The following is a 24,942-nucleotide window of genomic DNA, read 5'->3' on the forward strand; positions in this document are numbered from 1 at the left end:
ATGCGCGCGCTCGCGGCCGTCGCGGTCGCCGCCGCCACCGCATCCGGCCTCTCCTCCTGCGCCGTCAACGAGATGGCGACCGACGACACGGGGTCGACGCTCGAGGGCTACGTGGTCGGGGCCGGTTCGTCGGCGCAGGGCGCCGCCCAGCAGTCGTGGATCGCGGCGTTCCAGACCGACCACCCCCGGGTCACCGTCGACTACGACCCGGCGGGTTCCGGCGCCGGCCGCGACACGTTCATGGAGGGCGCGAGCGACTTCGCCGGGTCGGATCGCGCCTACACCCCGGACGAACTCGAGGACGGGAGCTTCGGGCGGTGCGCACCGGACTCGACGATCATCGAGTTGCCCCTGTACATCTCCCCGATCGCCGTCGTGTTCCGGCTGGACGACATCGACAGCCTCGACCTCGACGCCGCGACGATCGCGGGCATCTTCGCCGGCGACATCACCGACTGGGACGATCCGGCGATCGCCGAGACCAACCCCGGGGTGGCGCTCCCCGACCTCCCCATCACGGCGGTGCACCGCTCCGACGACTCGGGCACGACCGAGAACTTCACCGACTACCTGCATGCGGCCGCACCCGACGTCTGGGAATGGGAACCCGACGGCGTGTGGCCGTTCTCGGGCGGCGAGGCCGCCCAGGGGAACTCGGGCGTGGTCGACACGGTCGGCAACGGCGTGGGCACCATCGGCTACGCCGATGCCTCGCGTGCCGGCGGCCTCGGCACGGCGGCCATCCGCGTGGGCGACGAGTTCGTCTCGTTCTCTCCCGAAGCGGCCGCCGCGATCGTCGACGCGTCGCCGCTCGAGGAGGGACGAGCCGACGGCGACCTGGCCATCGCCATCGATCGCACGACCGAGCAGGCGGGTGTCTACCCGATCGTCCTCGTCAGCTACCTCATCGCCTGCCAGCAGTACGCCTCGCCTCGGAACGTCGAGGTCGTGCGGGAGTACCTCACGTACATCGCGAGTGAGGAAGGCCAGCAGGCCGCCGCCGAGGGGGCCGGATCCGCGCCGATCTCGGAGACGTTGCGCGAGCGCGCCATGCAGGCCATCGAGTCCATCACGGGTTAGGTCCCGCCCGTCCGGCGGCCGCCGGGGCGACGCCGTCACGGCGGACTCACAGCAGCGGCATCCCGGCCGGTCAGTCCCAGTTCACCTTCCGTTCACTGTTGTGGGGGACGCTCGTCACGCACGCTGGTTAGCGTCGCAGGCGGGTCGGCACCCGGCCCCACCTCCTGCAATCGAACCCCGGAAGGGAATCACGTGAACCTCAAGCGTTTCGCCGCGCCTGCCGTCATCGCCATGACGGCGGCCCTCGCGCTCAGCTCCTGCGCCGCGAACGAGGGCGGCACCGACACCGGTGACACCGGCTCGGAGTCGACGCTCTCGGGCAACCTGGTCGGCGCCGGCGCGTCGTCGCAGGACTCCGCCCAGCAGGCGTGGATCGCCGGCTTCCAGACGGCGAACCCCGACGTGACCATCGACTACGACCCCTCGGGCTCCGGCGCCGGTCGCGACACGTTCCTCTCGGGCGCGAGCGACTACGCGGGCTCCGACCGCGCGTTCAACGACGAGGAGATCGCCGCGGGCGGCTTCGAGAAGTGCGCGCCCGACACGGGCATCGTCGAGCTCCCGCTCTACATCTCGCCGATCGCCGTCATCTTCAACCTCGAGGGCGTCGACTCGCTGAACCTCGACGCCGCCACGATCGCCGGCATCTTCGCCGGTGAGATCACCAACTGGAACGACGAGGCGATCGCCGCCACCAACGAGGGCGTCGAGCTCCCCGACCTCGCGATCACGCCCGTCCACCGCTCGGACGACTCCGGCACCACCGAGAACTTCACCGAGTACCTCGGCGCGGCCGCTCCCGACGTGTGGACGTACGAGGCCGACGGCGTGTGGCCGTTCGAGGGCGGCGAGGGCGCGCAGGGCACCTCCGGCGTCGTCGACGCGGTGACCAATGGCACCGGCACGATCGGCTACGCCGACGCGTCGCGCGCGGGTGACCTCGGCACCGTCGCGGTCGGCGTCGGCGGCGAGTTCGTGGAGTACTCGCCCGAGGCCGCCGCCGCGATCGTCGACGCGTCGCCGTTCGTCGAGGGCCGTGACGAGCACGACCTCGCGATCGAGCTCGACCGCACCTCGGAGGAGGCCGGCGTCTACCCGATCGTCCTCGTCAGCTACCTCATCGCCTGCCAGGAGTACGCCGAGCCCGAGAACGTGGAGCTCGTGAAGGCGTACCTCTCCTACATGGCCAGCCCCGAGGGCCAGGACGTCGCCGCCGAGTCGGCCGGCTCCGCCCCGATCTCCGACTCGCTCCGCGAGAAGGTCACCGCCGCGATCGACTCGATCCAGTAGATGGTTCGTGCCCGGCCCCGGTAGCGTCAGCACACCGGGGCCGGGCACGGCCATGTCCCTTGCACCACTGACCGGAGGATCCTCCAGATGACCACCGCAGCCGCGCCGATCCGGGCGAAGCAGCGCCCAGGCGACCGCGTCTTCTCCAAGTCGGCGGTCTTCGCCGGCTCGATGATCCTCGTCACGCTCGCCGCGGTCGCGACGTTCCTCATCGTCCAGAGCATCCCCGCGCTGTTCGCCGACCGCGAGGACGCGTCGATCCTCGACTCGAACTTCTGGGCCTACGTCGGACCGCTCGTCTTCGGCACGGTCTGGGCCGCCGCGCTGGCGCTGCTCATCGCCCTGCCGATCTCGATCGGCATCGCGCTCTTCATCTCGCACTACGCACCGCGCCGGCTCGCGTCGGTGCTCGGCTACATCGTCGACCTGCTGGCCGCCGTGCCGTCGGTCGTGTTCGGCCTGTGGGGCATCGGCGTGCTCGCCCCCGCCGTCCAGCCGATCTACTCCTGGCTCGTGGACAACCTCGGCTGGTTCCCGCTCTTCGCCGGTCCGGTCTCGGGCACCGGTCGCACCATCCTCACCGCAGCCCTCGTCCTCGCCGTCATGATCATCCCGATCATCACCGCGATCTCGCGCGAGGTCTTCCTCCAGACCCCGGTCCTCCACGAGGAGGCCGCGCTCGCGCTCGGCGCCACCAAGTGGGAGATGATCCGCACCGCGGTCCTCCCGTTCGGCCGCCCCGGCATCATCTCGGCCGCGGTGCTCGGCCTCGGTCGCGCACTCGGCGAGACGATGGCCGTCGCGATGGTCCTCTCGGCGACGGGGGCGGTCACGTTCCAGCTGCTCACCTCGGTCAACCCGTCGACGATCGCGGCGAACATCGCCCTCAGCTTCCCCGAGGCGTACGGCATCAACGTCAACGTCCTCATCGCGACGGGCCTCATCCTCTTCATCGTCACCTTCGCGGTGAACGCGATCGCCCGCTGGATCGTCGCTCGCCGTGCCGAGTTCTCGGGAGCGAACTGATGACCACGACGATCACCCCTCCCGAGACGCGCGGGCCGGCTGCGGCGCCGGTGAGCAACTCGCTGACGGCCGGCAAGCTGCCCAACGGCGCGCCGTGGATGGTGCTGGGTGGCAGCCTCCTCGTCTCGGCCGGCCTCTTCGGCGTCATCGCGTTCAGCGGCGCCGCGTTCGACTGGGTGGGCACGTTCGTGGTCGCCGCCCTCGTCTACGTCGCCACGATCACGCTGCTCTCGCGCATCGTCGAGGGCTCGCGACGCGCCACCGACCGCTTCGTGACCGCGCTGGTCACCGGCGCGTTCCTGCTGGCGATGATCCCGCTGATCTCGCTCTCGATCACCGTCGTGACCTTCGGGCTCAACCGCTTCGACGCCGAGTTCTTCACGTACTCGATGCGGAACGTCACGGGCGAGGGCGGCGGCGCCCTGCACGCCATCGTCGGAACCGTGCTCATGACCGGGACTGCGGCCCTGATCTCGATCCCGATCGGCCTGATGACCTCGATCTACCTCGTGGAGTACGGCCGCGGCCGTCTCGCCCGGGGCATCACCTTCCTCGTCGACGTGATGACCGGCATCCCGTCGATCGTCGCCGGCCTCTTCGCGTACGCGCTCTTCGCGATCTTCTGGGGCCCGGGCACGCGGACCGGCATCGCCGGCGCGGTGGCGCTCGCCGTGCTGATGATCCCCGTCGTCGTGCGCTCGAGCGAGGAGATGCTGCGCCTGGTTCCCGTCGAGCTGCGCGAGGCCGCGTACGCACTCGGCGTTCCGAAGTGGCTGACGATCGTGAAGGTCGTGCTGCCGACCTCGATCGCCGGCATCACGACCGGCATCATGCTCGCGATCGCCCGCGTCATCGGCGAGACCGCGCCGCTGCTCATCGCCGCCGGCTTCACGAACAGCATGAACTACGACATGACCGAGGGGCGCATGCAGTCGCTCCCCGTGTTCGTCTACACCCAGTACGCCAACCAGGGGAACCCGCCCGAGGCGTACCTCGACCGCGCGTGGGCGGCCGCCCTCACGCTCATCCTCATCGTCATGGTGCTGAACCTCGTCGCCCGACTCGTCGCGCGGTTCTTCGCCCCCAAGTACGGTCGCTGACCCCCAGTAAGGAAACAGAGTGTCCAAGCGCATCGAAGTCCGAGACCTGAACGTCTACTACGGCAAGTTCCTCGCCGTCGAAGGCGTCTCGCTCGAGATCGAGCCCCGGAGCGTCACCGCATTCATCGGCCCGTCGGGCTGCGGCAAGTCGACGTTCCTCCGCACCCTGAACCGCATGCACGAGGTCATCCCCGGCGCGCGCGTCGAGGGCGAGGTGCTGATCGACGGCAACAACCTCTACGACCCCGAGGTCGACCCCGTGCTCGTGCGTCGCCAGGTGGGCATGGTGTTCCAGCGTCCGAACCCGTTCCCGACGATGTCGATCAAGGAGAACGTGCTCGCGGGCGTCAAGCTCAACAACAAGCGGATTTCGAAGTCCGACGCCGACGACCTCGTCGAGTCCTCGCTCAAGGGCGCGAACCTCTGGAACGAGGTCAAGGACCGCCTCGACCGTCCCGGTTCGGGTCTCTCGGGCGGTCAGCAGCAGCGTCTCTGCATCGCGCGCGCGATCGCGGTCTCGCCCGAGGTGATCCTCATGGACGAGCCCTGCTCGGCGCTCGACCCGATCTCGACGCTCGCGATCGAGGACCTCATCGAGGAGCTGAAGCAGGAGTACACGATCGTGATCGTGACCCACAACATGCAGCAGGCCTCGCGCGTGTCCGACAAGACGGCGTTCTTCAACATCGCCGGCACGGGCAAGCCCGGCAAGCTCATCGAGTACGACGAGACCACGACGATCTTCTCGAATCCGTCGCAGAAGGCCACGGAGGACTACGTCTCAGGCCGTTTCGGCTGATCCTGGATCGATATCACTGGGGCCCGACGGCCCGGGCCCGACCGGGCCCGGGCCGTCGTCGTGCGTGCCGGCGAGTCCGCGCTCAGTCGCGCGGGCTGAGGAGGTACGCGTTCAGTGCAGCGGTCTCGGCCGGGTCGACGGGAAGCGGCGCGCCGTCGAGTTCGGCGATCGGAGCCGCCATCCGCACGCTCGACACCAGCCACGCGGCATCCGCTCGTCGCAGCTCGTCGAGTCGGAGGTCGCGGTACGCGACCCGGCGCCCCTGCCCCTCGAGGTGCGCGAAGATGCTGCGCTGGGTCGTGCCGTGCAGGATGCCCGCGGCCGGCGGCGTCGTGACGAACTCGTCGCCGATCCGGGCGATCACGCTCGATGTCGGACCCTCGAGCACGAACCCGTCGGACGAGACGAACAGCGCGTCATCGGCACCGCGTCGCCTGGCCTCGCGGATGGCGGCCATGTTCGCCGCGTAGCTCAGCGTCTTCGCGCCGAGCAGCAGCCACGGCGCCCGCTCGCCCGCGCCTCGCGCGACCCCCCGGTCGAGACTGACGACGCGGATGCCGCGTTCCCGCGCTGCGCTGAAGTCGGCGCCCGGCGTGACGTGCACCCACCCCGTCGGGGTGGTACCGGGGTCGACGCCCCGGCTCAGCGCGATCTTCAGGGCGAACTCGCCCTCGGCCGGAACACGCTCGGCGGCGCGGCGGATGACGAGGCGCCACTGCTCGAGGTTGGGCTCCGGCAGCTCCGTGAGGCGCGCGGAATTCGCCAGGCGGGCGAGGTGCGGCCCGACCTCCTGCACGTGGCCGTCGATCACGGCGAGCGTCTCGAAGATCCCGTCGCCGCGGTGCGGCGCGAGGTCGTTCACGGCGAGCGCGCCCGAGCCCGGTTCGATCTCGCGGAAGGACGCTTCGAGGAACTCGGGCGAGGCGTCGACGGGAAGCGGGTCGACGAGGAACGAGACGGTGTCGGCCATGCTCCGATGCTACGCCGCGCGGCCGGTCGCCGTCGGGTCGAGCGATCGCACCCGCCGACACCATCCGGGGACCGTCGGGCAGGAAGATGGCCGGCCGCAGAACGCCTCTCGGCGCGAGGCCGCTCGAAGCGGCGAATATTGGAGCCCGGGGTTACTGCGACCGGCCACGAACAGTCTAAACGAGGCCGACCGCGGGTCTATTCCCCGGCGTTCAGGTCGCGCTCAGTCGAGGCTGTCATGGCGCCAGAGCCGCGCGCACGCGGCGAGTTCCTCGGCGAGCGCCGAGAGGCGCAGGGCACGCTGCGTGAGCATGCCCGGGCGATCGGGGTGCACGGCGTCCGCAGCATCCGCGTCGTCGGCGAGGCTCGCGAACCCGGTCGACGCGACCCGGCAGAACGCCGTCGCACGCTCGAGCGCCGCTGCGAAGTCGCCGGCGAACACGCCGCGCAGGATCGTGTCGGCGAGGTCGCGCATCTCGGCCGGACCGGCCGGCGTCGGGGCGCCCGCCACGACCTGGTCGATCGTGTGCGACACCTCGGTGCCGCGCTGGAAGGCGAGGCTGACGCCCTGCGCATCCTGCCGGATCATGGTGCGCAGCAGGTAGATGCGCCAGAGCGCACCCGGGAGGCTCTTCGGCGACGCCTGCGACCACAGCTCGGCGATCGCGTCGATGCCGTGCTGGTCGGTGTACGAGACGAGGCGGGCCACCACCTCGGGGTCGGGATCCTCGCGGACGCGCGAGAGGACCGCGGCCGCCGTATCGTGCGCGACGCGGCTCACGTACGCCGGATCGTCTGCGCCGAGGTACCCCTCGAACATGCGCGGCGGGAAACGCGTCGGGCGGTGGAAGTCTGCGGTCATCGCGGACACGATACCCCCGCCGGCCGGGAACCGCGCGAGTGTCCGCCTTCGGCGGAATCGGGGTCGGCCTGCGGTTCACTTCCCCGAATCGATGCCCTGCGCTGCGAACAGGGCGGCCGACCGCCAATCCGAACCCAGTCGTCGATACGTCGCGATCGCGTGGCAGTTGCGGCATCGGACATCGCACTTCGCGATCTCCTCCTGCACCCGCTCCCACGAGTACGCCGCCTTCGCGAGCTTCATCACCTCAGCGACCTTGTTCGTCCCGACACGGTGGTCGAAGTCGAGCACGCGGATGTCGGCTTCGCCGCAGTCGACGCAGGGGTGGGTCAGGAGGTACTCGCCGATCCGTCGCAGGTGAGCAGCTCGGGTCTTGGCCACTTGGGCGGCGACGGCCCTGCGGTGCTTCTGGAGGTTCTCGGCGTAGTACCGGCGAGCACGCGCCGCATTGCACGTTCTGCAGACGGACTGCCGACCGTCGGCGGACCTCGACCGCACGTTGAAGTCCGTGACGGCGAGCTCGCGTCGGCAGGTCGAGCAGGTCTTCACGGTCCGTCCCTTCACGAGGTCGAGGCGAGCGTATGCGCACCCGACGACACCCTCGTACGATCGCGCTCGACGCCGACGAGGTGGCCGCGGCACGGGGGTAGTCTGGACCGGGGCCTCTAGCTCAGTTGGCAGAGCAGCGGACTTTTAATCCGTAGGTCGTCGGTTCGAGCCCGACGGGGCCCACCGCATCACGGCGCGAGCCGCGGCATCCCGAGGCCGAACTCGTGGCGCAGCGCGCTCGCGGCCGCGTGCCATCCGGCGAGGCCGTGCACGCCCGGCCCGGGTGGCGTCGAGGCCGACGCGAGGTACACGCCGGCGAGGGGCGTGCGCCACGGGTCGGGCGAGAGCACGGGGCGGCGAACGAGCTGCGCGAGCGACGGTGCGCCCGAGGCGATGTCTCCGCCGATGTAGTTGGCGTTCTCGGCCTGCATCCGCTCGGCCGAACGCGAGGACGTCGCGAGCACGAGGTCGCGGAAGCCCGGCGCGAAGCGCTCGATCTGCCGGATGACGGCCTCGGTCGGGTCGAGCGTCGACCCGGCCGGGACGTGCGTGTACGTCCAGAGCACGTGCCGACCGTCGGGCGCACGGGTGTCGTCGAGCGTCGACGGCTGCGACACCAGCACGTACGGTGACGACGGATGCCGCCCGCGCGCCACGTCGCGTTCGCCCGCGGCGATCTCCTCCCGCGTGCCGCCGAGGTGCAGGGTGCCGGCCAGCGCGAGGTCGGCGTTCGTCCAGGGCACGGGGCCGGCCAACGCGAAATCCACCTTCGCCGCGGCGTTGCCGTACCGGAATCCCCGGAGCGCGCGGCGGTAGCGAGTCGGCAGCCGGTCGCCGGCGAGGCGCGCGAGCGCGCGCGGGGTCACGTCGAGCAGGACGGCACGGGCGCGCGGCAGCGCCGCGAGGTCGTCGACCGTGGCATCCGTCACCACTTCGCCGCCGTGCGCGGCGAGGTCGGCGACCAACGCGTCGACGATCGCGCCGCTGCCGCCGACCGGGATCGGCCAGCCGCGCGCGTGCGCGTGCATCGTGAGCACGAGTCCGGCGCCCGAGGTCCCGATGCTCGGCAGCGGCCGGATCGCGTGCGCGGCGACACCCGTGAGCATCGAGGGGGCCGCGTCGTCGCGGAATCGCACGTTCCACGCACGCGTTCCCTGCTCGAGCGCACGCAGGCCGAAGCGGGCGGCGACGAGCGGATGGCGCGGCACGCGCACGAGCGTCGACCCCGTGAACCCGGTCACCGCCTCCTCGCGCGCGACGAGCGGGGCGATGAGGCGCCGGTACGCGCCTCCGTCGCGGCCGAGCCCGTCGACCGTGCGCTCGAGGTCGCGCCAGGCGAGGCCCGCGCGTCCGCGGTCGAGCGGGTGGCCGAACGAGAGTTCCGGGATCCGGAGCTCGATGCGCCGCTCGAGCCCGAAGGCGCGGAAGAAGGGCGATGCGAGCGCCATCGGGTGGACCGCCGAACAGACGTCGTGGTGGAAGCCGGGGAGCGTGAGCTCGGCGGTGCGGGCGCCGCCGCCCGGCTCCGGGGCGGCCTCGAACACGCGCACCGAAAGGCCGGCGCGTGCGAGCGTGACGGCGGCGGCGAGCCCGTTCGGGCCCGATCCGACCACGACCGCGTCGACGGCGTCGCTCCGGGTCATCCGTCCTCCCCGTCCGCGGGTCGGGCGTGCTCCGCGGTCGGCACCATGATGCCACGCGGCGGCGCCGTGGCGGCGCCGTGGCGGCGACCGGCGGACCGGGCACCGCCGTGGGGGATCGAGGACGTGGAGGGCCTCGATGCCCCGACGCGGCGGCTCCTCCCCAGGATTCCCCTCCCGCACTGCCACATGCGGTGGACCGAGCGTACGTCCCCGGCTCGGTGCAGGGAACACCCTCGAAGTGGGGACTGGATCTCCGGTCGGATGGAGTCCGACGAGCGGAGGCCGCTCCTCGTGTCAGCCGACGATGCGGCGCAGCCCCGCCATGAGCGCGAGCCGCTCCTCCGCGTTCCGTCCGAGCGGCGTCACGTTCAGCGTCGTGACCCCCGCGCGCACGAACGCCGCGACGCGCTCGGCGACCTCGGCGGGCGACCCGATCAGCGAGATCGCACGCACGAGCTCGTCGGGCACGGCGGCGATCGCCTCCTCGCGGTGGCCGTCGAGGTAGAGGTCCTGGATCCGCTCGGCTTCCGACGCGAAGCCGTAGCTGGCGATGAGGTCGTTGTAGAAGTTCTTGCCGCGCGCGCCCATGCCGCCGATGTAGAGGCCGAGGTTCGGCTTGACCGCCGCGATCGCGGCCTCGACGAGTTCGGCCCGATCGGTGATGGCGAGGGCCGGGCTCGCGAAGACGTCGAGCGCCCCGAGGTCGGGAGCACGCCGCGCGCGCCCCGCCTCGAGCGACGCACCCCACACGTCGCCGGCCCGCTCGGGGTGGAAGAACATCGGCAGCCAGCCCTCGGCGATCTCGGCGGTCTGCTCGACCGACTTCGGGCCGAGCGAGGCGATGGTGATGGGGATCCGCTCGCGCACGGGTTCGTTGATGAGCTTCAGCGGCTTGCCGAGCCCCGTGCCCTGGCCCGCCGCCAGCGGGATCGTGTAGTTGCGCCCCTCGTGCACCACGCGCTCGCGGCGCCACACCATCCGGCAGACGTCGACGATCTCGCGCATTCGGCCGAGCGGCGCGTCGTACGGCACGCCGTGGAAGCCCTCGATGACCTGCGGACCGGAGGCGCCGATGCCGAGCTCGAACCGGCCCTCGGAGACGTAGTCGAGGCCGGCTGCGGTCATGGCAGTGAGGGACGGGGTACGCGTGTAGAGCTGCAGGATGCCGCTCATCAGCGTCATCCGCGAGGTGCGAGCAGCGAGGAAACCGAGCTGGCTGACCGCATCGAACGAGTAGACCTCGGGGACGACGACGAGGTCGACGCCCGCGCGCTCGAGTTCGGCGACCTCGGCCGCAGCCTCGCGGAAGCCGCCCGCGTAGCTCAGGAACATGCCGATGCGCATGCGTCACTCCTCGTCGTCGGGGGTCGTGGTGATGGTGGGCTCGCGGCCCCCTCAGACCCTAGTCGACCCGATCAGGTCTCGACGACGACGATCGGGTCGGTCGTGGGCGCCTCGGATCCGCCCGTCGGCTCGATCGTCATGCCGACCACGACGCCGGGCGTGAACTCGCCGTCGAGGACGACGTAGGCGGTCCCGTCGTCCGGGTCGAAGGTGCCCGCCGCCCGTGCCCCGGCCTCGTCGATGTACCAGAGTTCGTACGTCGAGTCGTCGCCGACATCCGGCAGCTCGGCCGCGCGCACGGCCGATCGCCCCAGCGCCTCGGACCACACCACGGTGACCTCGCCGCCGTTGGCCGAGGCGACGGTCGTGGTCTCGGCGTCGGGTGCGGAGGCGATCGCCTGCACCTCGCGCTGCGCTCCCCACCCCGCGGGACCGGGCCAGTTCACGCCCACGATCGCACCGGCGACGACGAGCACGGCGGCGGCCGCCGCGGCGATGATCGCGGCCGGGCGCCGGAACCAGCGGCGACGGGCGGCGAGTTCGGCAGGTCCGGCACCGGATGCCGGGGGTCCGCCGGGTTCGGGACCGCGCTCGACCACGGGCTCGGGCTCCGGCGCGGTCGCGGACGGCTCCGCCGGCAGCTGCGGCACGTCGTCGAGCGCGGCGAAGATCGACGTCTTGAGCGACGGGCGTGGCTCGACCGCGTCGGCGGCCTCGCCGAGCACGGCCGCCGCCGCCCGATGCGCGTCGAGTTCGGCGCGGAGTTCCGGCGATTCCGCGAGTCGCGCCTCGATGAGCGCACGCTCCTCGTCGGTCACGGCGTCGAGCGCGTAGGCGGCGAGCATCGCGTCGATGTCGTCGTGATCCCGACGTTCCGGCGACTCGGAGTCGGTCATGTGCTCACCCCCATCACGCGGCGCAGGCGGATCATGCCGTCGCGCATCCTGGTCTTCACCGTGCCGAGCGGCACGTCGAGCCGCTCGGCGATCTCGGACTGCGTCAGCCCGCCGTAGTACGCGAGCGTCACGCACTCGCGCTGCAGGTCGCTCAGTTCGGCGAGCGCGACGTGCGCCCGCTCGTGGTCGAGTCGCACCTCGACCGCTTCGGCGACGCTGTCGACCGGCACGTCGAGGTCGCGCGCGCCGATGCGCGCATCGCGATCACGCGCGGACTGCGTCGACCGCACCCGGTCCACGGCGCGGCGGTGCGCGAGCGTGAACATCCATGAGATCGCCGAGCCTCGCCCCGCATCGAAGCGCGGCGCGGTCTGCCACACCTCGAGGAAGACGTCCTGGGCGACCTCCTCGGCCTGGGCGGGGTCGACCACGACACGGCGCACGAGCCCGAAGATGCGGGCCGCCGTCCGATCGTAGAGCGCGCCGAAGGCCGCCCGGTCCCCGGCACCGGTCGCGACGAGCAGGTCGTCGAGGGTCGGCCCGGATGCCGCGGGCTCCTGCTCGGCGTCCGTCACACGTCCCAGCATGACAGACCTCGCCGGTCGGGTTCGCGCGGCCGCGGGTGCGGCGCGACTCACGACCGGGAGCGCAGCCGGTGCGAGGGTCATTCGGGGCTCCTGCGGTGTCTGGAGGGTCGCCGGTGGTTCGGCGCCGGAGGCGACGGGGATTGGTCGGTCCATCTCGACCGGAGCGGCCGGCCGGACGACGGATCCGATCAGTCCGGGCGCGTCTCGGCGCCATCCGGCCCGTCGACGCAGTACCAGAGCGTCCAGCGATCGGGAACGCCCTTGAGGTCGTGCTCCCCGGCCGGTTCGAAGGCGAACGGGAGGCCGAGCAGGAGCACGCGGACGGTGTCGCTCACCATGATGCGACCGGGGTCGGCGATCGCGCAGATCCGAGCCGCCGCGTGCACCGCGAGCCCGACGAGGTCGTCGCCGCGCATGATGAGCTCGCCCGCGTGGACGCCGACCCGCAGTTCGAGCCCGAGCGCGGCGGCCGACTCCAGTGCCTGGGTGGCGAAGTGCAGCGCGGACGACGGCAGCGGGAAGGTCGCCACGATCCCGTCGCCGGTGGTGTTCGCCTCCGACCCGGAGAAGCGTGCGATCGCGCGTCGCAGCGCGTCGTCATGGGCGGCATGGATGCTGCGCCAGCGCTCGTCGCCGGTCTGCGCCAGCGCGACGGTCGAACCGACGATGTCGGTGAAGACCGTCGTGAGCACGTCCCTGCGGCCGCCGGTGCGGGTCCCCGTGAGGAACTCCTCCATCTCGTCGACGAGCGCGCTGTCGGGCAGGATCGCCGGGAGTGCGGAGGACCGGTGGACGAGCTGGAGCCGGCCGTCGGGCAGCGCGTCAGCCAACCATCGCATCGGCGCCTCCTCGATGGCCTCGAGGGCGGTGTCGTGGAGCACGAGCACGGGCGCCTGCACGTCGGCGAGGTACGGGCGGATGTCGACCTCCGCGATCGCCCCCGCGAGCCGCCTCGCGGCGGTCGGCGTCGCCGACATGCTCTCGTAGCGTTCCCACCATGCGACGAGTCGTTCGGCGCCCTCGGCCTGCCAGAACCGCCGGACGACGAGTCCGCGACCCCACCCGGACGGTTCGAGCCCGGCCGTGAGGCTCGCGATCAGCGCGGCATCCACTTCCCACGGGAACCCCTCGTCGGCATGGCCGACCGCGAGCGCCTCGTAGGCGATGACCGACTCGATCCGCTCCGGATGACGCGCCGCGGCGACGATCGCGGTCGCACCGCCGTCGAACCAGCCGATGATCGAGGCCCGCGTGCTGCCCGCGGCGTCGAGGATCGCGACGAGGTCGTCGGCGCGGTCCTCGACGGTGGCGTCGAGCCCGCCCCGGTCCGAGAGACCAGTGCCGCGCTTGTCGAAGAGGATGACCCTCGCGCCGAGCGCCCGGAGCCGCTCGATGAACTCGAGGTGCTCGGGCAGTTCGCAGAAGACGTCGACGTTCGAGATGAAGGCGAACGCGAGCACGATGTCGCGCTCGCCCTCGCCGAACACCTTGTAGGCGAGGTCGGCGCCCTTCCGGGACGCGTACCGCGTCGCGGGGATCACGATCCCGCTCTCCGACGCTCCTGGCGGCAGGTCACGCGATCAGGCTAGTCGTGCCGCGGACGGATGTCGCGGTGCGCGGCACCGAGTCGGCCGGTCAGATGCCGCCTGGCGCCTCCTCGCCGCGCGCGACGCGACGGCGGTGCTCGCGGATGCGGATCACGCGCTTGACGACGAACGCCCCGACGGCGAGCACGACGGCCGCGATCACGACGATCTGCAGCCCGTCGGCCCAGGGCTCGACCACGTGCCAGTTCTCGCCGAGGAGGTAGCCCGCGAGCACGAACACCGTGTTCCAGATCACGCTGCCGAGGGTCGTCAACGCCAGGAACCACGCGACCGGCATGCGGGTGACCCCGGCGGGGATCGAGACGAGGCTCCGGAAGATCGGGATCATCCGGCCGAAGAAGACGGCCTTCCGGCCGTGCCGGTCGAACCAGGCCTCGGTGCGGTCGACGTCCGCGACATCCACCAACGGCACGGCCTTGACCAGCGCCCTCGTGCGCGCCCGGCCGAGGAGCGCCCCCACGAGGTAGAGCGCGAGCGCGCCGACGACCGAGCCGGCGGTGGTCCAGGCGAGGACCTCGACGAGGGTGAACGAGCCGCGGCTCGCCGTGAAGCCCGCGAGCGGGAGGATCACCTCGCTCGGAAGCGGCGGGAACAGGTTCTCGAGCGCGATCGCGAGGGCCGCCCCCGGCGCGCCGAGGGTCTCCATCAGGTCGACCGCCCACGCGGCGAGCCCCGTGAGCTCGGAATCGGCGGCGGCACGCAGGGATGTCGTCGTCATGCCTCCGACGCTAGGCGAACGCGGCTGGACGAACAGTGGGGATGACCCCCGGAACGCCACGAGCCCCTCCGCATTCCGGGATCGCTCCAATCCGGCATCCGCACCGCCCCGAACCCCACCCGACGGCCCCGCACGCGGGCCGCGCACACCTGAGGAGGAGACCGATGCGATCCACGCGCAGCACGCACCGCACCGCACTGGCGGCGTTCTCGATCGTGGCCGTCGCCGCGCTCGGACTCGCCGGCTGCAGCGCCGGCACGACCGACGAGGCCGCGACCGACGACGAGACCACGATGAGCGAGGAGCCCATGGAGACCGAGGAGAGCATGGCCGATCCGGCGGCGAACCTCGTGGGGCCGGGATGCGCCGACTACGCCGCGCAGGTGCCCGACGGCGCCGGCTCGGTCGAGGGCATGGCGATGGACCCCGTGGCCGTCGCCGCCTCGAACAACCCGCTGCTGACCACCCTGGTCTCCGCGGTCTCGGGCGGGATCAATCCCGACGTCGACCTGGTCGACACGCTGAACGGCGACGAGTTCACGGTGTTCGCGCCCGTCGACGACGCGTTCGCCGAGCTCGACGCCGCGACGATCGAGACGCTGCAGGGCGACAGCGAACTGCTGACCTCGATCCTCACGTACCACGTCGTGCCCGGGCAGCTGACGCCGGACGAGGTCGTCGGCACCCAGACGACGGTCCAGGGCGGCAGCGTCGAGGTGACCGGGTCGGGCGACGAGCTCATGGTGAACGACGCCAACGTGATCTGCGGCGGCGTCATGACCGCGAACGCGACCGTGTACCTCATCGACGCGGTCCTCATGCCCCAGTAGGTCTCGCGTCACGACGCCGCGACGGCCCCTTCCTCGGGAGGGGCCGTCGTCGTCGCGCTCGGGAACGGGCTCGTCGTCGCGACGGCCCCTCAGCGTGCTCCGAGCCGGATGCGGAAGGCTGGTGCTCCGGCAGATCGGAGCGAACCCCGCATGACCTGGAGCCTCGTCCTCGACGTCCTGCTCGTGCTCGTCCTCGTCGGCGCGCTCGTGCACGGATGGCGCGCCGGCCTGCTCCGGACCCTCGGCGGTCTGCTCGGGCTGATCGCCGGCGGTGTCGCCGCCTACATCGCGATGCCATGGGTCGTCTCGTTCGTCGCCGCCCCCGAGTGGCGCGCGCCGATCGCGATCGCCGTCGCAGTGGTGCTCCTCGTCGCGGGCGCATCCATCGGCGGTGCGATCGGCCGGGCGCTCCGCCGCGGCGCCGACGCCGTCAAGCTCGGGCCGATCGACCGGGTGCTGGGCGCGATCGTGAACACGATGGTGACGGCGTTCGTCATCGCGCTCGTCGCCTCGGGCGTCGGCTCGATGGGCGTACCGGTCGTCTCGCCCGCGGTCGCGGGCTCGTGGGTCGTGCGCGGCATCGACCAGGTCACCCCGCAGCCTGCGCGCACGCTCATGGCCGAACTGCGCACCGCGGCGTTCGGCGAGGCCATCCCCTGGCTCACGGGCGTGCTCGACGGGCCGACGGTCGCGCCCGAGCTTCCGTCGGGTGGGGTCGACGATCCGGAACTGAACGCGGCCGCGGCATCCGTCGTCAGGGTCACCGGGCTCGCCTTCGAATGCGGCGGGAACCTCACCGGGTCGGGCTTCGTCGTGGCGCCTGACCGGATCGTGACGAACGCCCACGTCGTCGCGGGCGTGACGGAGCCCATCGTCGAGGCTCCGGGCCGCGGGCCGGTCTCGGGGCGGGTCGTCGCGTTCGAGCCCGACGTCGACCTCGCGGTGATCGCGGTCGAGGGGTTGGACGTCGCACCGCTCGCCGTCGCGGAGACGCCGGGCGCCGACGCCGACGTGGCCGTCGTGGGCTACCCCTTCGGCGGACCGCTCGAGCTCCGGCCCGCACGGGTCATGGCGAACGGCCCGATCACGATCTCCATCGACGGCGACACGACCTCGCGCGACGTCGTGACCCTCGCGGCCGAGGTCGACCACGGCAATTCCGGGGGCCCGGTGCTCACGGGCGACGGAGAGGTCGGCGGCGTCGTGTTCGCGAAGTCGCAGACGGTCGACAACGTCGGCTTCGCCGTGCCCGTGGGCACGCTCGAGCCGCTCGCCGATGAGGCGCCGTCGCTCAGCGAGCGCGTCGACTCGGGACGTTGCGCGTTCTAGTGCGACGACCGCGCCGCGCCGACGCCCGCGCCGGCGCGCTCCGCCTCACTCTGCGGTGAACCCGGCGAAGCGGATGCCCCAGCTCAGCTCCCACTGCTCGCCCGGGTCGAGCCAGCGAAGGCCCTTGCCCGAGTTGAACGCCTCGGCCGGCGCGGTCATCGGTTCGACGGCGATCGCGCGGCTCTCGCCGGGGAAGTTCTCGGTCGTGAACACCTGCACGTACGCGAACTCGTCGTCGGCCCAGACCGAGACGGAGCGCCCGTCGGGCGCGACGAGCGTGTGCTCGACCGTGCCGTCGACCGAGGCGACCTCGCCGAACGCGTCGTCGAGGTCGACGTCGCCCACGCGGCGCCCCTCGCGGAAGTCCCACTCGGTGCCGTCGACCGGGACCTCGCCGGTCGGCAGCAGACGCTCGTCGACCTCGAGGTGGCTCGCGGCATCGAGCCGCAGCACCAGGTCCTCCGTGGGCACGCCGCCGATCTTGAGGAACGGGTGCGTGCCGACCGCCACGGGTGCGGGCTCGCCACCGACGTTCTCGAGGAAGTGCGTGACCTTCAGGCCGTCGGAGACCAGCTCGTAGCGCACCGCGGTGCGGACGAGGAACGGGTAGCCGAGCTGAGGGAAGATCGTCGCGGCGAGGGTCACCGAGTCGCGGTCCTGCTCGACGGGGACGTACTCGGCGAACCGCAGCAGGCCGTGGATCGCGTTGTTGCGCGCGGGCTCGGTGATCGCGAGCTGGTACGACTGCTCGCCGTGCCGCCAGACGCCGTCGCGGATCCGGTTCGGCCACGGCACGAGCACGATGCCCGCGCCGGACGGCGGCGTCTGGTCCTCGCCGTACGTCGGGACGAGGTCGATCCCGTTGATGGTGAGCGAGCGCAGGCCCGCGGCGACGGCGGTGACGGTCGCGCGGACATCGCCCGTGGAGGTGGTCGTCTCGAGCTCGAACTGATCGCCCGTGGGGAGATTCATGCACTCCACCCTAGGGCTGCCGGGCTCCCCCGGCGACGAGCACCTCGAGGCCGGCGTCGCGGAGTTCGCCGACGAGGACCGCGGGCGCCGCGGCATCCGTCACCAACGCGTGGAACGCGTCGACGGGCGCGATGCGCCCGAGGTGCACCTCGCCGAGCTTCGACGAGTCGGCCACGACGACGGCGCGCGCGGCGCGCTGCAGCATGAGCGCCTTCACGGATGCCTCGGGGAGGTTCGCGTTCGTCACGCCGAGCTTCGGGTCGACGCCGTTGCACCCGATGACGGCGAGGTCGACGTGGACCTCGTCGAGCACCGAGCCGGCGAGCGGGTGCACGAGCGAGTGCTGGCGGGGGCGGAGGGTGCCGCCCGTCACCACGACCGTGAACCGCGGGATCTCCGGCTCGAGCTCGAGTGCGATCGAGAGGCCGTTGGTGAAGATCGTGACGTCGTCGAGGTCGGTACGCGCGCGCAGCGCGCGGGCCACCTGGAGGGTCGTGGTGCCGACGTCGAGGATCACGCTCTGCCCGCTGCGGACGAGCGCGGCCGCGCGCTCGCCGATGAGTTGCTTGGGCACGACCGAGGTCGCCAGCGCCTCCTCGAAGCTCGGCTCGCGCTCGGGTCGGGCTTCGGCGGCGCCGGCCCCCGAGGGCACCGCACCGCCGTGGACCCGGCGAACGAGGCCCGCCCGCTCGAGCGCGTCGAGGTCGGCGCGCGCGGTCACCGGCGTCACGCCGAACGACTCGCTCAGCTCGACGACGCGCACGAAGCCGCGCTCGGTGACGAGGTCGGCGGTGAGTCGGCGGCGGTGTGCGGCGTCGGGCTGCATGACGACCAGTGTGCGCGCGCCATCCGTACTTTGCAATACGAAACCCACTTGTTTCCGAAACGAAAGTCGCGTACCGTGGCGCCGTGCATCAGACCGAACCCGGCCTCCTCGACCCGCGCATCGCGGTGCGCCGCTCGACGCTGGCCGACGGCCGCGAGCTCATCTACTTCGACGACGCCGACACGACGCTCCCGACCGAGCGGGCGATCGACGCCCGCACCCTCGACCCGCGGCCCGCCGTGGCCGAGATGCGACAGGACCCCCTCACCGGCGAATGGGTCTCGATCGCCGCGGCACGCCAGAACCGCGTGTTCCTGCCGCCCGCCGACGCCGACCCGCTCGCGCCGCAGACCGCGACCAATCCGTCCGAGATCCCGAGCAGCTACGACGTCGCCGTGTTCGAGAACCGGTCGCCGTCGTTCGGGCCCGACCTGCCCGACTGGTCCGCGGAGGCCTCGGACGAGGGCACGACGGATGCCGCAGCATCCGCCCTCGCCGACGTGCGCGCCGTCGGGCTCGAGCGCCGACTGCCCTCCCACGGCCGCTGCGAGGTCGTCTGCTTCAGCCCCGAGCACGAGGGGTCGTTCGGAACGCAGAGCGTCTCGCGCGCCCGCACCGTCATCGAGGCGTGGGCGCACCGCACCGCCGCACTCTCGGCCCTGCCGGGCGTGCAGCAGGTGTTCCCGTTCGAGAACCGCGGGCGCGAGATCGGCGTCACGCTCCCCCACCCGCACGGGCAGATCTACGCCTACCCGTACGTCACGCCGCGCACCGAGCGACTGCTCGCCGCGATCGACGCGTACGGGCCCACGTTGCAGGCCGACGTGCTCCAGCGCGAGCGCGCCGGCGAGCGCGTGCTCCTCGCCGGCGAGCACTGGACCGCGTACGTGCCGTTCGCCGCGCGCTGGCCGATCGAGGTCCACCTCGTGCCGAACCGGCACGTGCCCGACCTCGCCGCGACGACGGCGGAGGAGCGCGACGAACTCTCGCGCGTGTACCTGCGTCTCCTCCGCGGCGTCGACCGGCTCTACGACACGCCGACGCCGTACATCGCGGCATGGCACCAGGCGCCCGTGCACGGGCACCGCGACGACGTCCGACTCACGATGCAGTTGACGAGCCCGCGCCGGGCCGCCGACCGCCTGAAGTACCTCGCCGGTTCCGAGGCCGCCATGGGCGCCTGGATCGGCGACGTTCCCCCCGAGACGCAGGCCGCCGCGCTGCGCACCGCCATCGAAGGAGTTGTCCTGTGACCGACGCCGTGGCCTCCGCCCAGCATCTCTTCGCCGAGCAGTACGGGCGCCGCCCGGCGGGCGTCTGGTCGGCACCCGGCCGCGTGAACCTCATCGGCGAGCACACCGACTACAACGACGGCTTCGTGTTCCCGTTCGCGATCGACCGCCGCACGACGGTCGCGCTGGGCGACCGCGACGACCGGCTCGTGCGGGTCTCGTCGACGTTCTCTCCCGAGACGATCGAGGTGCATCTCGACGAACTCACCCCCGACGCGGTGAGCGGCTGGGCCGCCTACCCGCTGGGCGTGGTCTGGGCGCTCGGCGAGTTCGGCGCCGACCTCGCGCACGTGCGCGGCGTCGACCTGCACATCGACTCCGACGTGCCCGTCGGCGCGGGCCTCTCGTCGTCGGCCGCGATCGAGTGCGCCGTCGCGCTCGCGCTCGACGAGCACTGGGGTCTCCGCTTCGACCGGCCGACCCTCGCGAAGATCGGCCGCCTCGCGGAGAACCGCGTCGTCGGCGCCCCGACCGGGATCATGGACCAGTCCGCGTCGCTTCTCGGCGAGGCCGACGCCGGCGTGTTCCTCGACTGCCGCAGCCTCGACGCCGACGTGATCCCGCTCGGCTTCTCCGAGGCGGGGCTCTCGCTCCTCGTCATCGACACGCGCGTGTCGCACGCGCACGCGACCGGCGGCTACGCTGCGCGACGCGCGTCGTGCGAGGCGGGCGCCGCCGCGCTCGGCGCGGAATCGCTCCGCGACGTGCGCGTCGACGACCTCGACCGCGCACGCGACCTGCTCGACGACGAGACGTTCCGCCGGGTGCGGCACGTGGTCACCGAGAACCAGCGGGTGCTCGACACCGTCCGCACGCTCCGCGAGCACGGTCCGGGCGCGATCGGCCCGCTGCTCGACGCGTCGCACGTGTCGATGCGCGACGACTTCGAGATCTCGGTGCCGGAGCTCGATCTCGCGGTCGAGACCGCGCAGGCGAACGGGGCGATCGGCGCGCGCATGACGGGCGGCGGCTTCGGCGGCGCGGCCATCGCGCTCGTGATCGACGATCTCGTTCCCGTCATCGGCCGGAAGGTCGTCGAGGCGTTCGCCGAGCACGGCTACCGCGAGCCGGGCGTGTTCACGGTGCACGCCGCGCAGGGCGCCCGACGCGACGCGTAGCGGTCCGCGGCTCCCGGCCGGCGTGCGACACGGCGACTCGCGGCCTGCGCCGCCGCCGCCCTCAGCGCGGCTCGACCGCGGTCGGCGTGCCGCCCGTGATCCGGACGAGCTCGTCGAACGTCGTCGGGAAGACCGTCTTCGCGTGCCCTGCCGCGGCCCACACCTCGTCGTAGCGCGCGAGGTCGACGTCGACGAACGTGCGCACCTGCGTCGGGTGCCCGACCGGCGCCACGCCGCCGATGACCTGGCCGGTCGCGGCCTTCACGACCTCCTTCGAGGCGCGACCGATCGTGCCGCCGAGCTCGGCGCCGAGCCAGCCGGTGTCGACGCGGTGCGCACCCGACGTCAGCACCAGGATCGGCTCCTCGTCGAGCGTGAACACGAGCGAGTTCGCGATCTGCCCGACCTCGACGCCGAGCGCGTCGGCCGCGAGCTTCGCCGTCGTCACGGCGTCGTCGAACCACACGATGCGCGGTTCGATGCCGCCCGCGGCGAGCGCGGCGGCGACCCGGTCGACGGCGGCGTGCGAGGGGGCTGCGGTGGGCTCGAGGGTCATGCGTCGATCCTATGAGCGGATGTCGCGGCATCCGTCGTCCGGGGCCCCGCCTCGATCCCGCCCCGGCACGGCCACGCCCCGGGGCCCGGCCCCGGCCCCGGCCCCGGACCGGCGCCGCGCGACATCCGGCCCCGCGGCCCCGTGCGTCGATTCCCGGCCGTTCACCGCCCTGCCGTATGGTGCGAGCGTGACCGACTCCGCTGCACCGCACGACCGCCTCGCCCGCCGTCTCGGCCTCCGCGGCGCGGTCGCGATCGGGCTGGCCGCGATGATCGGCGCGGGCGTGTTCGCGGTGTGGGCGCCGGCGGCGCAGGCGGCGGGCGGATGGCTGCTCGCCGGGCTCGCGATCGCTGCACTCGTCGCGTTCGCGAACGCCGGGTCGACGGCGCAGCTCGCCGTCCGCTACCCCGAGTCGGGTGGCGCCTACCGCTACGGCCGCGAGCGGCTCGGCGCCTGGCCCGGATTCCTCGCGGGCTGGGGATTCGTCGTCGGCAAGACGGCGAGCTGCGCCGCGATGGCGCTCACCGCGGCCGCGTACCTCGTGCCGCCGGTGTGGCAGAAGCCGGTCGCGATCGCGGCGGTCGTGGTCCTCGTGGGGGTGAACCTGCTCGGCGTCACGCGCACCGCGCGGGTCGCGTCGGTGATCGTGTCGGCGGTGCTCGCGGTGCTGGTCGTGGTGGTCGCAGCCGGGTTCGCCGCGATCGCGGGGGTCGGCTGGGGCGGTGGGAGCGCAGGGCTCGGCGGGCTCGTTCCTCCCGTCGCGGCCCCGCCGGCCGGGGTCGGCGCGCTCACGGACGCATACGGCGTGCTGCAGGCCGCCGCGCTGATGTTCTTCGCGTTCGCGGGCTACGCGCGCATCGCCACCCTCGGCGAGGAGGTGCGCGAGCCGACGCGCACGATCCCCCGCGCGATCGGCGTCGCCTTCGCGATCGTCGTCGTCGTCTACGCGCTCGTCGGCACGGCGGCGGTGGGCGCGCTCGGGGCCGACGCGCTCGCGGCATCCGTCGCCCCCCTCGTCGACGTCGTCGCGGCGGCCGGATGGCTCTGGGCCGAGCCCGTCGTCCGCATCGCCGCCGGCGTGGCCGCACTCGGGTCGCTGCTCGCGCTCGTCGCGGGCGTCGGTCGCACGAGCCTCGCGATGGCGCGCGACGGGGAACTGCCCCGGCCGCTGACCGCGGTGCATCCGCGCTTCGGTGTGCCGCACGTCGCCGAGATCGCGACCGGCGTCGCCGTGATCGTGCTGCTGCTCGTCGCCGACCTTCGCGGCGCGATCGGCTTCTCGTCGTTCGGCGTGCTGCTCTACTACGTCGTCGCCAACGCGTCCGCGATCACGCAGCCCGCGGGCGAGCGGCTCGTGCCGCGCTGGCTCTCCTGGTTCGGGGCGATCGGATGCATCGTGCTCGTCGTCACGCTTCCGATCTGGTCGATCGTCGCGGGCGGCGCGGTGTTCGCCGTCGGGGCCGCCGTCCGCGGCATCCGTCTCACCCTCGCCGGTCGACGCCGCGACCCGGGCGACTGACCCCGCGATTCGCAGGAGTCCCCGCGATTTGCAGGACCGAACGTGCGGAATCGTCCTGTGCATGGTCGGGTCTCCGGCGAACCGCCGCGACGCGAGCGCGGAATAGGCTGGGCCGCATGAGCGCCGACCCGTCCGCCCGCATCCTGACCATCGCCGACGTGCCGGCGCCCGAGCTCGAACCGAGCGCGTTCGTCGCGCTCGGCGCCGTGATCGTCGGGCAGGTGCGGCTCCGGGCGCGCTCGAGCGTCTGGTACAACGCGGTGCTGCGCGCCGAGGCCGAGCCGATCACGCTCGGCGAGCGCTCGAACCTGCAGGACGGCGTCGTCTGCCACGTCGACGCCGGCTACCCCGTGACGGTCGGCGCGGGCGTCTCGGTCGGGCACCGCGCGGTGCTCCACGGCTGCACCGTCGAGGACGACTGCCTCATCGGCATGGGCGCGACGATCCTCAACGGCGCCGTGATCGGTCGCGGGTCACTCGTCGCGGCCGGCGCCGTGGTGCTCGAGGGCACCGTCGTGCCGCCCGGATCGCTCGTCGCCGGGGTGCCCGGGAAGGTCCGCCGCGAACTCACCGCCGACGAGCAGGCCGGCATCCGGCGCAACGCCGAGGCGTACCTCGCGCACGTCGACCGGCACACCGCCCCGGTCGACTGACGCCTCGCCGGGCCCGGCGTCGGCCATCGCCGGCGTCGCAGCCGACGCGCTCGCCAGCGCCCGGGCGACCCGGCGCCGCGCGCGCCGCACCCGTCGGACGACGCCGCGAACCGGAACGCCGACACCCCAGGCCAGCGCCCCCATGAGGCTCCGGTCGTGCTGGCCGAGCATGCGGCGGCGCTCGAACGCGGTGCGGAGCGCGCCGCCCGTGAGATTGTGGCGACGTTCCAGCTCGGGCAGCGGGACGATCTCGCGCGCCTCGACCAGCGCGGCGAGCCGTGCGCTCCAGTCGTCGGCTCCCGCGCCGTGGAAGTAGTTGTCGGCGAGCCATCTCGGCTCCGCATGGAAGAAGCGTCCGGCCGCGAGGTCGTCGGTCGACCCGAAGAGCCCGGCGCCCTCGAACACCGTGTTGATCATCCCCGGCGAGACGCCGAAATCGTCGACGAGCAGCGTGGGGATGCCGAGCGCGATCGACTCGAGCGCGGCTGTCGAGCTGACGGTCACGAGCGCGCCCGCGCGCGCGAGATGCGTGGCCATCGGTCCGTCCCCGACCACGAGGTTCTGCGGTACGCCGCCCGCGGCGGCAAGGTCGGCCATGAGGTCGGCGTAGTCGTGGACCTCATCGTGGGTCTGCGCCTCGCCCGCACGGGCGCGCACCTTGACCACGACGCGTCGCGCGGGTTCCCGACGGGCGAGTGCGGCGAGCGCAGCGAGCACCCGCAGGCGGTCCTCCCGGGTCACCGGCACCTTGGCCTGGGCGGCGAACACGACGTCGGTGCGGACTGGCGCCGCGCCCGGCGACGCGTCCAGCGCAGCGCCCGGCGACGCGCCCGGCGCGGCGTCGTCCGTTGCGCCCGCGAGGAACGGCAGCGTGGCGAGCCCGAACCTGCGATCGACATCGAGCTCCGACGCGATGGCGCGGAACTCGCGCACCTCGCGTCGGCTGTGCAGCACCACGAGGTCGGTCTGCTCGCGGTAGATGACGGCCTTCGGCACGGCCGGGATCGTGAGGCCCGGGAAGCCGCTGACGAGCACCGGCCGGTTCCGGCGGCGGATGAGGCGGGGCGCCACGACGCGAACGAACGGTCCGCGGAATGCGAGCAGCACCGCGTGCGGATCGAAGTCGTCGAGCTCGTCGTCGAGATCCGGATGTCCCGGGCGTCCGTCGAGCGGCAGCACCCGCGCATCGGCGGGCGCGAAGCGCGTCCCTGCGAGCGCGTGCGCGAGTTGCCGCGGGCTGGGCTGCACCGGCGAGGCCACGACCACGAGCCGCGACGTCCACTCGCCCGGCAGCGTGGACGCGAGCGCCGCGCCCCACTTCACGTACGAGTCGGAGTCGCCGACGACGAGCAGGCGCCGTTCCGCGGCATCCGTCAT

At 72.7% G+C, this 24,942-nt stretch carries 23 protein-coding genes, 1 tRNA gene and 1 pseudogene; 12 read left to right on the top strand and 13 right to left on the bottom strand.

Translation table 11 applies throughout. The features are described from left to right. The 5 genes from ACIQH8_RS05745 to pstB all read left to right on the top strand — a co-directional run bounded on the left by ACIQH8_RS05745 (position 1) and on the right by pstB (position 5,295). Positions 1-1,080: a phosphate ABC transporter substrate-binding protein PstS gene (locus ACIQH8_RS05745; RefSeq protein ID WP_400997844.1), complete on the top strand. Its 1,080-nt coding sequence runs from the start codon at positions 1-3 to the stop codon at positions 1,078-1,080. Positions 1,081-1,272: 192 nt separating this feature from the next. Further along, a complete protein-coding gene (locus tag ACIQH8_RS05750; RefSeq protein WP_400995918.1) occupies positions 1,273-2,370 on the top strand; it encodes a phosphate ABC transporter substrate-binding protein PstS in 1,098 nt (365 codons plus the stop codon). 87 nt (positions 2,371-2,457) lie between these two features. Continuing rightward, positions 2,458-3,396, top strand: coding sequence for a phosphate ABC transporter permease subunit PstC (gene pstC, locus ACIQH8_RS05755; RefSeq protein ID WP_400995920.1), 939 nt, complete (start codon positions 2,458-2,460; stop codon positions 3,394-3,396). Beyond that, positions 3,396-4,496, top strand: coding sequence for a phosphate ABC transporter permease PstA (gene pstA / locus ACIQH8_RS05760; RefSeq protein WP_400995923.1), 1,101 nt, complete (start codon positions 3,396-3,398; stop codon positions 4,494-4,496). Before pstC ends, pstA begins: the two co-directional genes overlap by 1 nt. Positions 4,497-4,515: 19 nt before the next feature. After that, entirely contained in the window at positions 4,516-5,295 is a 780-nt protein-coding gene (gene pstB / locus ACIQH8_RS05765; protein ID WP_400995925.1) for a phosphate ABC transporter ATP-binding protein PstB, read from the top strand. An 82-nt stretch (positions 5,296-5,377) separates the two neighbouring features. On the opposite strand, the gene ACIQH8_RS05770 is transcribed toward pstB, so the two are convergent. The 3 genes from ACIQH8_RS05770 to ACIQH8_RS05780 form a co-directional block, all read right to left on the bottom strand. Further along, positions 5,378-6,265 carry an aminodeoxychorismate lyase gene (locus ACIQH8_RS05770; protein WP_400995927.1) on the bottom strand — a complete coding sequence of 296 codons (888 nt, stop codon included), beginning with the start codon at positions 6,263-6,265 and terminating at the stop codon, positions 5,378-5,380. Between the two features lie 222 nt (positions 6,266-6,487). Beyond that, a complete protein-coding gene (locus ACIQH8_RS05775) occupies positions 6,488-7,126 on the bottom strand; it encodes a DNA-directed RNA polymerase subunit beta (protein WP_400995930.1) in 639 nt (212 codons plus the stop codon). Between the two features lie 75 nt (positions 7,127-7,201). Next, entirely contained in the window at positions 7,202-7,690 is a 489-nt protein-coding gene (locus tag ACIQH8_RS05780) for a hypothetical protein (RefSeq protein ID WP_400995932.1), read from the bottom strand. 95 nt (positions 7,691-7,785) lie between these two features. On the opposite strand from ACIQH8_RS05780, the gene ACIQH8_RS05785 reads away from it, so the two are divergent. Then, positions 7,786-7,858, top strand: a tRNA-Lys gene (locus ACIQH8_RS05785). A gap of 5 nt (positions 7,859-7,863) precedes the next feature. Here the strand turns inward: ACIQH8_RS05785 and ACIQH8_RS05790 are convergent. The 6 genes from ACIQH8_RS05790 to ACIQH8_RS05815 all read right to left on the bottom strand — a co-directional run bounded on the left by ACIQH8_RS05790 (position 7,864) and on the right by ACIQH8_RS05815 (position 14,470). Continuing rightward, positions 7,864-9,318 carry a phytoene desaturase family protein gene (locus ACIQH8_RS05790; RefSeq protein WP_400995935.1) on the bottom strand — a complete coding sequence of 485 codons (1,455 nt, stop codon included), beginning with the start codon at positions 9,316-9,318 and terminating at the stop codon, positions 7,864-7,866. A gap of 294 nt (positions 9,319-9,612) precedes the next feature. Continuing rightward, a complete protein-coding gene (locus ACIQH8_RS05795) occupies positions 9,613-10,662 on the bottom strand; it encodes an LLM class F420-dependent oxidoreductase (RefSeq protein ID WP_400995937.1) in 1,050 nt (349 codons plus the stop codon). A gap of 71 nt (positions 10,663-10,733) precedes the next feature. Further along, the gene (locus ACIQH8_RS05800) at positions 10,734-11,558 is read right to left on the bottom strand and encodes an anti-sigma factor domain-containing protein (RefSeq protein ID WP_400995939.1); all 825 of its coding nucleotides are present in this window, start codon (positions 11,556-11,558) and stop codon (positions 10,734-10,736) included. Then, positions 11,555-12,145 carry an ECF RNA polymerase sigma factor SigK gene (gene sigK, locus ACIQH8_RS05805; RefSeq protein ID WP_400995942.1) on the bottom strand — a complete coding sequence of 197 codons (591 nt, stop codon included), beginning with the start codon at positions 12,143-12,145 and terminating at the stop codon, positions 11,555-11,557. The genes ACIQH8_RS05800 and sigK overlap by 4 nt, the downstream gene beginning before the upstream one ends. Positions 12,146-12,333: 188 nt before the next feature. Beyond that, the gene (locus ACIQH8_RS05810; RefSeq protein WP_400995945.1) at positions 12,334-13,686 is read right to left on the bottom strand and encodes an alpha/beta fold hydrolase; all 1,353 of its coding nucleotides are present in this window, start codon (positions 13,684-13,686) and stop codon (positions 12,334-12,336) included. 94 nt (positions 13,687-13,780) lie between these two features. Beyond that, complete coding sequence (locus ACIQH8_RS05815; protein ID WP_400995948.1) at positions 13,781-14,470, bottom strand: DedA family protein; 690 nt, start codon at positions 14,468-14,470, stop codon at positions 13,781-13,783. Between the two features lie 164 nt (positions 14,471-14,634). On the opposite strand from ACIQH8_RS05815, the gene ACIQH8_RS05820 reads away from it, so the two are divergent. Both ACIQH8_RS05820 and ACIQH8_RS05825 read left to right on the top strand, forming a co-directional pair. Then, positions 14,635-15,300 (top strand): fasciclin domain-containing protein, encoded by a 666-nt coding sequence (locus ACIQH8_RS05820; RefSeq protein WP_400995951.1) that lies wholly within the window; start codon positions 14,635-14,637, stop codon positions 15,298-15,300. Positions 15,301-15,450: 150 nt separating this feature from the next. Further along, positions 15,451-16,629 carry a MarP family serine protease gene (locus ACIQH8_RS05825; protein ID WP_400995953.1) on the top strand — a complete coding sequence of 393 codons (1,179 nt, stop codon included), beginning with the start codon at positions 15,451-15,453 and terminating at the stop codon, positions 16,627-16,629. A 45-nt stretch (positions 16,630-16,674) separates the two neighbouring features. Here ACIQH8_RS05825 and ACIQH8_RS05830 read toward each other — a convergent pair whose 3' ends face one another. Beyond that, entirely contained in the window at positions 16,675-17,601 is a 927-nt protein-coding gene (locus ACIQH8_RS05830; RefSeq protein ID WP_400995956.1) for an aldose 1-epimerase family protein, read from the bottom strand. 10 nt (positions 17,602-17,611) lie between these two features. Beyond that, the gene (locus ACIQH8_RS05835; RefSeq protein ID WP_400995958.1) at positions 17,612-18,427 is read right to left on the bottom strand and encodes a DeoR/GlpR family DNA-binding transcription regulator; all 816 of its coding nucleotides are present in this window, start codon (positions 18,425-18,427) and stop codon (positions 17,612-17,614) included. 83 nt (positions 18,428-18,510) lie between these two features. On the opposite strand from ACIQH8_RS05835, the gene galT reads away from it, so the two are divergent. Next, entirely contained in the window at positions 18,511-19,680 is a 1,170-nt protein-coding gene (galT, locus tag ACIQH8_RS05840) for a galactose-1-phosphate uridylyltransferase (RefSeq protein WP_400995961.1), read from the top strand. Next, the gene (gene galK / locus ACIQH8_RS05845; protein ID WP_400995963.1) at positions 19,677-20,837 is read left to right on the top strand and encodes a galactokinase; all 1,161 of its coding nucleotides are present in this window, start codon (positions 19,677-19,679) and stop codon (positions 20,835-20,837) included. The genes galT and galK overlap by 4 nt, the downstream gene beginning before the upstream one ends. A gap of 61 nt (positions 20,838-20,898) precedes the next feature. On the opposite strand, the gene ACIQH8_RS05850 is transcribed toward galK, so the two are convergent. Beyond that, a complete protein-coding gene (locus ACIQH8_RS05850; protein ID WP_400995965.1) occupies positions 20,899-21,393 on the bottom strand; it encodes a YbaK/EbsC family protein in 495 nt (164 codons plus the stop codon). Positions 21,394-21,580: 187 nt separating this feature from the next. Here ACIQH8_RS05850 and ACIQH8_RS05855 point away from each other — a divergent pair, with 187 nt between their 5' ends. Beyond that, positions 21,581-22,912 (top strand): APC family permease, encoded by a 1,332-nt coding sequence (locus tag ACIQH8_RS05855; protein WP_400995967.1) that lies wholly within the window; start codon positions 21,581-21,583, stop codon positions 22,910-22,912. Positions 22,913-23,028: 116 nt separating this feature from the next. Further along, positions 23,029-23,565 (top strand): gamma carbonic anhydrase family protein, encoded by a 537-nt coding sequence (locus tag ACIQH8_RS05860; RefSeq protein ID WP_400995970.1) that lies wholly within the window; start codon positions 23,029-23,031, stop codon positions 23,563-23,565. 276 nt (positions 23,566-23,841) lie between these two features. On the opposite strand, the pseudogene ACIQH8_RS05865 reads toward ACIQH8_RS05860, so the two are convergent. Next, positions 23,842-24,942, bottom strand: a pseudogene (locus ACIQH8_RS05865) (DUF6716 putative glycosyltransferase); the annotation flags it as partial.

The sequence above is a fragment of the Agromyces sp. GXQ0307 genome (genome assembly GCF_044769845.1).
Classification (GTDB): domain Bacteria; phylum Actinomycetota; class Actinomycetes; order Actinomycetales; family Microbacteriaceae; genus Agromyces.

Bases quoted from the DNA above. Each gene is read 5' to 3' on its own strand.
- ACIQH8_RS05745 (WP_400997844.1), top strand. From the start codon at position 1: ATGCGCGCGCTCGCGGCCGTCGCGGTCGCCGCCGCCACCGCATCCGGC.
- pstC (WP_400995920.1), top strand. From the start codon at position 2,458: ATGACCACCGCAGCCGCGCCGATCCGGGCGAAGCAGCGCCCAGGCGAC.
- pstA (WP_400995923.1), top strand. From the start codon at position 3,396: ATGACCACGACGATCACCCCTCCCGAGACGCGCGGGCCGGCTGCGGCG.
- ACIQH8_RS05770 (WP_400995927.1), bottom strand. From the start codon at position 6,265: ATGGCCGACACCGTCTCGTTCCTCGTCGACCCGCTTCCCGTCGACGCC.
- ACIQH8_RS05775 (WP_400995930.1), bottom strand. From the start codon at position 7,126: ATGACCGCAGACTTCCACCGCCCGACGCGTTTCCCGCCGCGCATGTTC.
- ACIQH8_RS05790 (WP_400995935.1), bottom strand. From the start codon at position 9,318: ATGACCCGGAGCGACGCCGTCGACGCGGTCGTGGTCGGATCGGGCCCG.
- ACIQH8_RS05795 (WP_400995937.1), bottom strand. From the start codon at position 10,662: ATGCGCATCGGCATGTTCCTGAGCTACGCGGGCGGCTTCCGCGAGGCT.
- ACIQH8_RS05800 (WP_400995939.1), bottom strand. From the start codon at position 11,558: ATGACCGACTCCGAGTCGCCGGAACGTCGGGATCACGACGACATCGAC.
- sigK (WP_400995942.1), bottom strand. From the start codon at position 12,145: ATGCTGGGACGTGTGACGGACGCCGAGCAGGAGCCCGCGGCATCCGGG.
- ACIQH8_RS05815 (WP_400995948.1), bottom strand. From the start codon at position 14,470: ATGACGACGACATCCCTGCGTGCCGCCGCCGATTCCGAGCTCACGGGG.
- ACIQH8_RS05820 (WP_400995951.1), top strand. From the start codon at position 14,635: ATGCGATCCACGCGCAGCACGCACCGCACCGCACTGGCGGCGTTCTCG.
- ACIQH8_RS05825 (WP_400995953.1), top strand. From the start codon at position 15,451: ATGACCTGGAGCCTCGTCCTCGACGTCCTGCTCGTGCTCGTCCTCGTC.
- ACIQH8_RS05830 (WP_400995956.1), bottom strand. From the start codon at position 17,601: ATGAATCTCCCCACGGGCGATCAGTTCGAGCTCGAGACGACCACCTCC.
- ACIQH8_RS05835 (WP_400995958.1), bottom strand. From the start codon at position 18,427: ATGCAGCCCGACGCCGCACACCGCCGCCGACTCACCGCCGACCTCGTC.
- ACIQH8_RS05850 (WP_400995965.1), bottom strand. From the start codon at position 21,393: ATGACCCTCGAGCCCACCGCAGCCCCCTCGCACGCCGCCGTCGACCGG.
- ACIQH8_RS05860 (WP_400995970.1), top strand. From the start codon at position 23,029: ATGAGCGCCGACCCGTCCGCCCGCATCCTGACCATCGCCGACGTGCCG.